8 protein-coding genes and 1 pseudogene are annotated in these 9,725 nt (G+C 69.5%); 4 read left to right on the plus strand and 5 right to left on the minus strand.

The genetic code is table 11. From position 1 onward, the window contains the following. Positions 1-2,969: AfsR/SARP family transcriptional regulator (locus ACFWFI_RS36665; protein WP_387399013.1), on the minus strand; the 2,969-nt coding region annotated here is incomplete at its 3' end. 230 nt (positions 2,970-3,199) lie between these two features. Between ACFWFI_RS36665 and ACFWFI_RS36670 the strand changes: the two genes are divergently transcribed. Then, complete coding sequence (locus tag ACFWFI_RS36670) at positions 3,200-3,640, plus strand: hypothetical protein (protein ID WP_387399015.1); 441 nt, start codon at positions 3,200-3,202, stop codon at positions 3,638-3,640. A 231-nt stretch (positions 3,641-3,871) separates the two neighbouring features. Here the strand turns inward: ACFWFI_RS36670 and ACFWFI_RS36675 are convergent, their stop codons facing one another. Next, on the minus strand, positions 3,872-4,432 hold the full coding sequence (locus tag ACFWFI_RS36675) for a 2'-5' RNA ligase family protein (protein WP_387399017.1): 561 nt from the start codon (positions 4,430-4,432) through the stop codon (positions 3,872-3,874). A gap of 425 nt (positions 4,433-4,857) precedes the next feature. Continuing rightward, positions 4,858-5,340: a DedA family protein gene (locus ACFWFI_RS36680; RefSeq protein WP_387399019.1), complete on the minus strand. Its 483-nt coding sequence runs from the start codon at positions 5,338-5,340 to the stop codon at positions 4,858-4,860. Positions 5,341-5,975: 635 nt separating this feature from the next. Here ACFWFI_RS36680 and ACFWFI_RS36685 point away from each other — a divergent pair. Beyond that, on the plus strand, positions 5,976-6,512 hold the full coding sequence (locus ACFWFI_RS36685) for an NUDIX hydrolase family protein (protein ID WP_387399021.1): 537 nt from the start codon (positions 5,976-5,978) through the stop codon (positions 6,510-6,512). Between the two features lie 175 nt (positions 6,513-6,687). Here ACFWFI_RS36685 and ACFWFI_RS36690 read toward each other — a convergent pair whose 3' ends face one another. Next, positions 6,688-7,677, minus strand: coding sequence for an ArsR/SmtB family transcription factor (locus ACFWFI_RS36690; RefSeq protein ID WP_387399023.1), 990 nt, complete (start codon positions 7,675-7,677; stop codon positions 6,688-6,690). A gap of 193 nt (positions 7,678-7,870) precedes the next feature. Next, complete coding sequence (locus tag ACFWFI_RS36695) at positions 7,871-8,671, minus strand: peptidoglycan DD-metalloendopeptidase family protein (protein WP_387399026.1); 801 nt, start codon at positions 8,669-8,671, stop codon at positions 7,871-7,873. 233 nt (positions 8,672-8,904) lie between these two features. Between ACFWFI_RS36695 and ACFWFI_RS36700 the strand changes: the two genes are divergently transcribed. Together ACFWFI_RS36700 and ACFWFI_RS36705 are read left to right on the plus strand one after the other, a co-directional pair. Next, on the plus strand, positions 8,905-9,378 hold the full coding sequence (locus ACFWFI_RS36700) for a hypothetical protein (protein ID WP_387399028.1): 474 nt from the start codon (positions 8,905-8,907) through the stop codon (positions 9,376-9,378). Positions 9,379-9,604: 226 nt separating this feature from the next. After that, positions 9,605-9,725: pseudogene (locus tag ACFWFI_RS36705) on the plus strand (DUF2975 domain-containing protein); the annotation flags it as partial.

The following is a 9,725-nucleotide window of genomic DNA, read 5'->3' on the forward strand; positions in this document are numbered from 1 at the left end:
GCCAGCCACCTGCTGGAGCCGATCTGCCTCCAGAGCCTGACGGCGGCTTCGGCGCGCCTGCGCGCGGGTACGGAACGGCCGACTGCGAGTTGTGCCTCGGCGAGCGCGTACAGTGTCGCCGCTTCGCCCCAGAGGTTGCCGAATTCCCGGTAGGTCCACAGGCTCCGGGCCAGCAAGCGGCGTCCTTCACCATGCTCGCCCTGCCGGACCAGGATGTCCCCGAGCCAGCAGGTGGCGTGCGTGGCGCTGAGGCGGTCGCCGAGGTCTTCACTGATCGCGGCGGCCTGCCGATAGGCGTCGGCGGCGGCCGGGTAGTCGCCGAGTGCTCGATGGCTCTGGCCCAGGCATCGCAGGGCTTGGGCCTCCCCCGGCCGGTAGCCCGCGATCCGGCTCACCCGAAGGCACTTGGTGAAGCGCACGACGGCGGCCTCGACACGTCCCTGCTCGAGGTCGATGACGCCGAGGCCGTTGGTCGCGTAGACGAGGCAGTTGTCGTTTCGTGCCGACTCGGCGAGCTCGGCGGCCTCTTCGAAATGGAGGGCGGCTGAGGAGTACTGGCCGAGGAGCCGGTACACATAGGCCAGTCCGGCCATGGCACTGGCCCGGTAGGTGGGCTCCTGCCCCTCGGTGAGCAGCAGGGCCTGCTCGAAGTGGTTCAGTGCTTCCGGATAGCGGTCGAGGATGGTGGTGAGTTCGCCGAGGCAACGATGGACCTTCGCGGCGCTGTGCCGGTCGCCGCTGCTCAGGGCCGCCTTGAGCGCACGGTTCTGGATCCTTTCCCAGTCGTCGAAGTGGCTGCCTACCTGGAAGAGGGTCGTGAGGGAAGTGGCCAGCCCGGCGGCGGCTACGACGCTCTCCCTTCCGTCCAGCGCCTGCCCTGCCACGTTCACGAGGAACTGGCGTTCGTCGTTGAACCAGGCCAGCGGATCGGCGAGCAGCTGATCGGCCTCGGTCGCGGCCAGCCGCCAGGAGACCAGGTCCAGCTGCGATATGCCTTGGAAGTCGACACTGAGGGTGTCCGCTGCGAGGTCGGCGAGGTGCAGGCTCGCCCCGAGCAGCCGGGTGAGCGCGGCCGTACGTTCCTGCGGTGAGACCTCTTGCTCCGCCCGTTCCCGGCCCACCAGCCGCAGCAGGTCGTGCAGCCAGTAGCGCCGTCCGGTGGCAACGGCCACCCCGACCTCCACCACGTGCACATCCACCAGCTCATCGAGGACGGCCTCCGCTCGGCCCAGGTCCGTGTCCAGCAGCGCGGCAAGGGCCCAGACGGCGAAATCCGGTCCAGGGAGCAGGGCGAGCATCCGCAGGGCGTGCCTGTCCATGTGACTCATGCCCTGGTAGGTCAGCTCCAGGCTGGCCCGCACGGCGATGTGGCCGACAGCCAGCTCATCAAGCTTGCGTTGCTTGTCGGCGAGCGCACGGGCGACCTTGGTCAGCGTCCAGTGCGGTCGTGCGGCCAGCCGCGCTCCGGTGACCCATACCGCGAGGGGAAGCCCACCGCAGGTATCCACGATGGCCCGGGCCGAGTCGGGCTCCGCGGCAATTCGTTCTGCGCCCACCATCTCGCGCAACAGAGCCAGCCCCGTCGCGAAGTCGAAGACTCTGAGAGGGAGCCGAATACCGCTCAGGCTCGCCAGCGCAGTCCGACTGGTGACGATGGCGGCGCAGTGCTCACCGCTGGGCAGAAGGTCGTCCACCAGCACCGCATCGGCCGCGTTGTCCAACACGACGAGTGTCCTGCGCTGGACCAGCAGGGTGCGGTAGAGGTTGATTCTCCCTGCCACGTCCGGAGGCATCGCACCGCCGTGGACGCCGAGCGCCCGCAAGAAGGTACCCAGAACCGTGAACGGCTCGCCCGGCTCGTCATCGAAACCCCGCAGGTCCACGTAGAGCTGGCCGTCCGGGAACCTGGACGCCAGCAGATGCCCCATTCGCACGACGAAGGCCGTCTTTCCGACCCCGGCTGACCCGGTGACCAGCAAGGTCGACGGCCCCGACGTCTTGTGGTCGAGCAGTCGGCAAGCCTTGGCGAACTCGTCTTCCCTGCCCACGAACAGGGACGGGGCCGGCGGGAGCAGGCGAGGGCGCGGTTGTTGTGAGCTCACTCCGACCCGATCCTCGTGACTGCTTCTGGTGGCTTCGTCCGACCCCTCTGATGCCGGCGCATGCGACTTTGCTGCTGGTGAGGCCTCCTGACGTGCAGGTGAGGAAGCTGTTACGGAGCGTCCGAGGGGCAGGTCGAGAGCAGGGTCGGAGGTGATTATGCGCTGGTGAAGCTGCCGAAGGGCTTGGCCGGGATCGACCCCCAACTCGTGGACCAACCGCACTCGGATGCTCTGGTAGTGGGCCAAGGCGTCAGCGGGGCGGCCCTCGCGGTACAAGGCGATCATGGACTGGCCGGCCACCCGCTCGTCCAAGGGATGGGCCTCTGCCCGTGCTGACAGTTCGGCCAGGCACTCGCTGTGGCGGCCGGAGCGCAGCATGGCATCAGTCCGGTCCAGCTCCGCTGCCCATCGTTCTGCCCGCAGTTGCTCGCGTACGGTGTCCAGCCACGGGGAGTCCAGGCCCGCCAGCGGTTCGCCCTGCCAAAGCGCGAGCGCTTCTTCGAAGAGTTTCAGGGCGGACCGGTCGTCCGGGCCCTTCCTGGCCCGCGCTGCCAGATGGCGGAAGCGGTGCAGATCCACTGTGGTCTTGTCGATGTCGAGCACATAGCCGCCGGACCTGCGGGCCAGAAGGATGCCGTGCGGGTCCAGCTCGCGGCGCAAACGCGAGATGTAGGAGTACAGCGTGTCCCGGGCGCGAAGGGGCACGCGATCGTTCCATACGCGGTGGAGCAGCTGGTCGGCCGACACGAGGCGGTTTGCGTCAATCAGCAGAACCGCCAGAACGCACTGCTGCCGCGGGTGCCCCAGTGGGACCGGCCGACCACCGACTCGCACCTCAAGGCCGCTCAGTAACTGGAACTCCACCATGCCGCGCTCCCCCTTCGTGCCGGTACAGGCCTGCAAGGCACTGTGACCTGCCCCTGAAGGTTTCTCGCAAGGTTTGCCCCAGGTCGGCCGTACATGGTTGTCGACGTGACCGATTCCGGGCGCTACATCGCCCGGAACGGAACGAGCGGTGCACTCGCGCGTGGCGTCAGGAGACGCAGGGCGCGCCGGGCACAGCGGTTCTCATTCGTCTCGACCGAAGGGTTCGTAAGATGAACACACGTATTCGGCGCCATGCTCAGGCTGCAATCGCCGGCCTGGGGGCGTTGGTCGCGGTCTTCGTGATGCCTGGCCAGGCTCACGCGGCTCTCGGTTCCTGGACCCTCGAAGGCAGCGGCTCCGGTGTGGTCGGTGCGCACGCCTGGGGTTCTCTCACCCTCGGCTCCGACGGCCGCTACTCTCTGGCTGCCAATATCAAGGACACCGCGGCGGACGGCCACGGCGCTCGACTCGAAGTCATGGCGTACTACAACGACGGCTGGAGCAGCAGGTACGAGAATCTCAACGCCACGGGCAACCAGGCGACCAACAGCTTCACATGGAGCTTCGCGCCAGACCTGTACTACATCGACGCCCGCGAGTGCCTCACCGAGCAGGGCGAGGAACTTCGCTGCGCGAGCTCTTGGCATGTGATCCACCGGGTGCGCCCCTGAGCCGTAGCCCCGCACCAGGCGATGGCAGACGGCTGCGCGGTGCGCTGAGGGCTCCGGCGAAAGGGTCCGTACGAGGGCTGTCCCAACCCTTGACCGGTCTCGCCGACCGGCGTGCGGTCCGCGACCGGGACGGGGGGCCGGTCGCGGGCCGCGCAGAGCGGCGACACCGCTCCCCATGAATGTGGGGCCGTTTCCGCGGGCGTGGGGGGCGTCTTGAAGGCTGGCTGGAGATCATGGTTGACACGGCCGCTCCGGGCCTGGACCCAGGCGGCCCGTGGTTCGGGTGAGCGAGTCGTAGTACCGGGCTTCTGTCCATAGGCCCGTCGCGACTGCCGACGCGTCCGCCGTGGCGGGGAGCAGCCGGTTGTCGGGGACGTCCCACGCCGTGTCGCGTCCACGGCCGAGAGTGATGTGGGGGGCCCATCGGGCGGGAGCAAGGTGCGAATTCGGCCGCCCGCTCTGCGGTGCCTCACGCACGATGCGCCACACCGTCTCGTGCAGGTGCAGCAGAACGTCGTCGGGCCGGACCGCCCAGGCCAGCACCTGCATGCGGCCGGAGAAGCGTACGAGGCCGTCAAGGCGCAGCGGGACGGGAAGACCTGCGAACGCTTGTCTGAGACGGCCTCGGATCTCGGCAGGCAGAGTGTCTGCCGAGACGAGGGTGAGGTGCGGCCGGTTGGTCGGATGCCGATGTGCGGCCTGGCTGGGCAAGCCCTCGTCCGCCAGACGGCGCCACACCTCCCGGACCGCCCGGTCGGTGGCCTCGTCGGGCAGCAGCTCAACACTGTGCACACGGTCAGCGTACGGCTTCAGCTCTATTTGTCTTGCCCAGGCTGAACCTGCGACGCACCACGGCGGGCGATCTCGGGTGTGATGCCGCGATCACTCGTCAGGCCGCGCTCCGCCTTGCTGCCATCCTCATCTGGTCCCGGCGCCGACTCGGTTCGGCAGGCCAACGCATGGACGAAGAGCCGATCTTGCTCTCCGCTCGAAGGTGACGCCCTCGCTGATGCAGTAGGCAAGCCGCTCTCGGCGCTGTTGGCCGACGACTCGAAGGCGGCTGCCTGATGGGTGAGTTCCGAGCACGGGGTGAACCCGCCGCCGAAGCAACCGGATCAGCCCACGGCCGGGACGATGGACCCAGGCTCGCACGCCTCGTCCAACGCGGCATAGCCCTCTCCCACGCCCGCTGCGGAATCTGCCCTCGCGGGACGGGTTCACGATTCGTCGGCCGCTGTGTCACCGCAGGACGGGACCGCCCTTCTCCTGCGGTACACCACCACCCCGCACACCGCGAAGAGGAGGGCGGCCACGGCGGACACTCCGAGGGCCGTCCGCTCGGCGAAGAGCCTTCCCAGCACTTCGAGCACGCCGAGCCCCGCAGTCGCGTAGATCAGCGCCCAGGCCGCTCCGCCCAGGAGCAGGGCAGGGAGGTAGCGCGGCAACGGCATGCGCATGCTGCCCGCGAGAAAGTTGGCGGCGGTCTGGAAACCGACGGTCAGGAAAGAGGCTGCCACCACCGGCGCGCCCCACCGCTGGATCGCCCGCTCGGCACGCCGGAACTTCGCCGAAGAGATCCTCCCGGCGAACCTGCTGCGCCGGGCACCGGCGCCGGCGAGCCACCCAACGGCGAACGTCCCTCCGGCGCGTAGCAGGACGATCACGTACAGGGCTCCGGCTGTGAGCGCGAGCTCATCCACGATGCCTCGTCCCGGGCCCTGGGCTGAAAGCCGCGTCCCTCGTCCCGGGCCCTGGGCTGAAAGCCGCGTCCCTGGTTACCCGCATGGGCGGTCCCGCCTCGCCGGGTGCACGACGCACACGTGCCCGGTCACCGTTTCTCACCTGCGCCCTGCCTCTGCCTGTTCCGTCCGCCAGGTTCCCACCTGTGGCACCGGAATCCGAACCTGTACGCCCGGGACCCCACTCCAGGCAAGGTCAGCCTAACCGAACGCGTATGCGGTGAATATGGGGCACCTGGTTGCCCGAGTAATGGCGCAACGCCCTGGACCCGCTCGTGGCCAAGTGCCGCATCCGGCGCCACAAGCGACAGCGTTCCGTAATCTACTCCTTGGCCGAGGCCGCATCGGACGGTGCAGGAACCGCGTGAGACGTCACTCCTTCGAAGCGCGGACGAGAAGGTGGGCTCGGCGTGCGACGTCGGCGCGGTCGTCCAGGATCCCGGCATCGGCAGCATGCCCCGGGTGGTCGGGGCTGTTCAGAGCCGACGGGCTCCCCGAGAACTCCCCTCTGCCGCCCGCGCGCCTCATCGGCAGAGGACGAGCTGGCTGTGGCGGACATGCGACCAGAATCCCGGCCGGGTAAGTATGATCAAGCGATGTCTGACATGACGGAAACCACTCCCGGCTGGCTCACCACGGACGAACTGGACATGGCTAGAGCCCGGATGCCCGTCCTCTACGTCGAGGCCGTCCCTGTGCGGGTGGACGAGAGCGGCGACGTGACCAGCATCGGGCTGCTCCTCCGGATCGGCACCGACGGAACCATCAGCCGCGCCCTCGTATCCGGCCGCGTCCTGCACCACGAGCGGGTCCGTGACGCCCTGCTGCGCAATCTGGAGAAGGATCTCGGTTCCGTGGCCCTGCCGCGTGTCCCGGCCTCGCTGCAGCCCTTCACCGTTGCCGAATACTTCCCCACCGCGGGCGTCACCCCGTTCCACGATCCGCGCCAGCACGCGGTGTCCCTCGCATACGTCGTGCCGGTGACCGGAGATTGCCGCCCGCGGCAGGACGCACTGGACCTGGTCTGGTTCAGCCCGCAGGAGGCGGCCTCACCGGCTGTGCAGAGCGAAATGCCGGGCGGCCACGGAGTGCTTCTGAAACAGGCTCTGGCCCACATGGGACACGCCTACTGAAGGACCTCGGGGTGACGGGTGCTCAACCGGGGTCCGCCCGCCTCCGCCGAAGGGGACCTGCCTGAGTTCCGGAGGACGGATCAGGCACGGCCTCCCTGGTCGGGCGGCCGTGCCACGCGCGCCGCCTCCCCTTCCCTGCACCCCGCACCGGATCCCGGACCGCCTGCACGGCGGCTCACTTCAGAACGCCGTCCAGCACCGCACGGCCGAGCCCCGTTCGATGGTGGAGCACCCGCACGCCCTGACGCTGGGAGAGCAGCAGTCCTGCCTCGCGGAGCACGGTGGCGTGCCGACTGGCCGTCGACGGCGCGAGGCGGAGCGCCGCGGCGATGTCCATCGTGGTCATCGGGCGGTCCAGCATCCGGAGGAGTTCGGCACGGGAGGCACCGATGAGCTGCGCCACAGGGGCGTCCCCGCCGGAGCGGCCGCGTTCGAGCCAACCGGGCGCGGGCGAGAGGGGGTGGACGAGGACCGGCGGCAGTTCCTCGTCGACGAGGGCGAGCGGGGCGCGTACGCAGAAGAAGGCCGGCACGAGCGTCAGCGTCCTGCCCCGCAGACTCAGTTCACGCTCGACGGGGTACGGGGCGCGCAGGCTCCCCTCCCGGTAGCGCCACCCGGGCAGTTGGTCGTACCCGGTGAGCAGGCCCTCCGCGCCGTGGCTGAGGACGGCTTGGGCGCGTACGGTCCGGTCGGCTGCCGCCTGCGCGCGCATTGCGGTGAGGTAGGGCTCGACGGCGACCTGGTGGTAGGCGCGCAGGGCCGTTCCCAGGCGGTGCAGCGCTTTGGGGCACCCGTCGGCCAGCGTGCGCAGGCCGGCCGGGACGGGTCCTGTCGTGTGAGCGTGGAGCCGGACGATCTCGGCGCGGAGGCGGTGTCGAGGTGTGGAGAGCAGCCGGTCGAGCCCGGTCTCCAGATCCGTGTCCCCGCGGCCGGGCGTGAGGAAGTCCGGGAAGTAGGAGCCGTCCGGGCAGAGTCGCGTCAGTGCGCGTGTCACGGGGACGAGGCCGGAGCGCCGCAGGGCCGCGACCACCTCCCGGCGCCATGTCCCGAATGCGAGCGGCGCTTGGCGGTTCTGCAGGAGGTGCAGACTCAGCGCGGTCTCCCAGAGCGGGTCCACGCCGGACGCGACGCGTAAGCGGGCCAGTTCCTGGCTCGTGAAATCCACCCGTAGCACGCGCACCCCCGGTGGTCACGGGCGCCGGTGACGCCCGTCCAGCGAAACTCTACGCGCATCACAGAAATGACGCATGCATGCCAGAGTTCCGGTGTGGCCCGGCGCCGGTTCGGCCGGAGTGTGCGGCGGTCCGACCGGAACTGCGCGCCGGCCGGACCACCTACGAGCCACTGCGGTGGCTGGCTCAGCAGAGCGGGACGCCGGGCAGCTTCGCGTCAGGGTGATCGATGTAGATGTTGCTGATGAAGCCGTTCTGGTCGCGCAGCTTGCTCCACCAGTTGTTGCTGTATCCCTCGGCGTTGACGGTGTCACCCTGCTTCTGGCACAGCACGCGCACAGCCGTCGGACCGGCGAGGGTGGTGACGACGGGCGCGCTGACGCGGGCGTCGGAACGGACATTCACCCCGCTGCCCCACGTGTTGAACGGGAGGCCACTGCCGCCGCAGCCGTTGTCGCTGGTCAGGTACGCCTGGTTGTAGCTGCCGGGGTAGGAGAGGCCGGCGCCGTTGATGACGATGTTCTGGCCCACCCCGTTGAGCAGCTGCTCGTAGTGGATGTGTGCCCCGGAGGAGTTGCCGGTGCTGCCGGTGACGCCGATCTGCTGCCCCTGGGCGACGGACGCGCCGCTGGGGACGGAGTAGGCGGAGAGGTGGAAGTAGTACGTCTTCCAGCCGCCGCCGTGGTCGATGGCCACGTAGTTGCCGGCACCGCTCGGCTGCGAGTAACGGGTCGCCGTGCCGGCTGCCGAGGCGAGCACCGGGGTGCCTGCCGTCGGACCGCCGTCGGAGCGCACGAAGTCCAGCGCCCGGCGCACTTCGGCCGAGTGGTGGCTGTACGTCCAGCGCTGGCCGCAGGGGTAGGGGGCCTTGAAGACGGGTGCGGCCGTCGCACCGGCCTCCCTCGCCTGTGCCGGGGCGACCGACAGTCCGGCCAGGGCCATCAAGGCGGCGACGAACAGAGCGGGAAGGCGTCTGAGGAACCTCACGAATGCTCCTAGGTGGGGGAGGCGGCCCGGACGGAGCCGGGTCGAGGCGCGGTGAGACGTCGGGAACGTAGCGAGGGCCCGTTCCGCTGACAAGCGTGCGCCGGGCTCCTTCGACCAGGGACGAATTGCTTGCGCCTCCCGCGCGGCCCCCACCACCGTGGCCTCCACGTGCCACAGCGTCACCAGGCCGCCGGCCCCGGTGCGTCCGTGCCCCGAAGGAGCCCCCAACTCCCATGTCTTCGCTCCGTGCCGCCCGTCGTCAGTCACTTCTCGGCGCCGCTCTCACCACTGCCGGGCTACTGCTCGCGCTGAGCGGTTCAGCCCTGGCCGTACCCGTCGAGTCCGCCAACGCCGCCGCCGCTCGCTACGGTTCGGCCCCCGCCGCATCCGTCGCCCTCCCGCTCGCTGGTCCCGCGATGGGGGATTCCGCAGCCGAGGGGGAGGCGCAGGAAACGGAGGTCCGCACCGTCGTGGACATCCCCCGCGGACGTCACGGCGGGCGTCGCGGTGTCGAGTCCGGGCTGCTGGACGTACGCAAGGCGGCGACCGGGGCCGCGCGCCCGGCCGATGACGTCACACCGGCCCTGTTCGTGTCCGTAAGGGTCGACGACGGCGTCGAGAAGGGCCGCCGGGCGCTAGACGACTACGCACGGGCCGCCTACGGCCCGCCGCTGGAGGAACTGGAGAAGATCCCCATTACGACGTGATGGCCAGGGTCCCGCTCAGGGCTTCGGCGCAGTCGGGTGGGGCCGACTTGTGCTCAGGCGAGGCCGACTTCGACAGGATCAAGACGCTTCGCGCGAACGCCATGCCATGTGAGGAGCGCCGGCGTCCGGCCAGGGTGGCGAACCGCCGCCCACCCTCCGTCTCCCCCTTTACTTAACCTATCGAAAGTCGATAGATTACCATCGTAACTCGATGGGAGGATGGGCCATGGGAAATCTGACAGTGCGTGCGCTGCGCGCCGTGCTCGTGGTGGTGCTCGCCGGCACCGTGTTCGTACAGGCATTGATGGTGTGGGCGTTGGTCAGCGGGAGCGACCCGGAGGACGGGT

Source organism: Streptomyces sp. NPDC060209 (genome assembly GCF_042728155.1).
GTDB lineage: Bacteria > Actinomycetota > Actinomycetes > Streptomycetales > Streptomycetaceae > Streptomyces.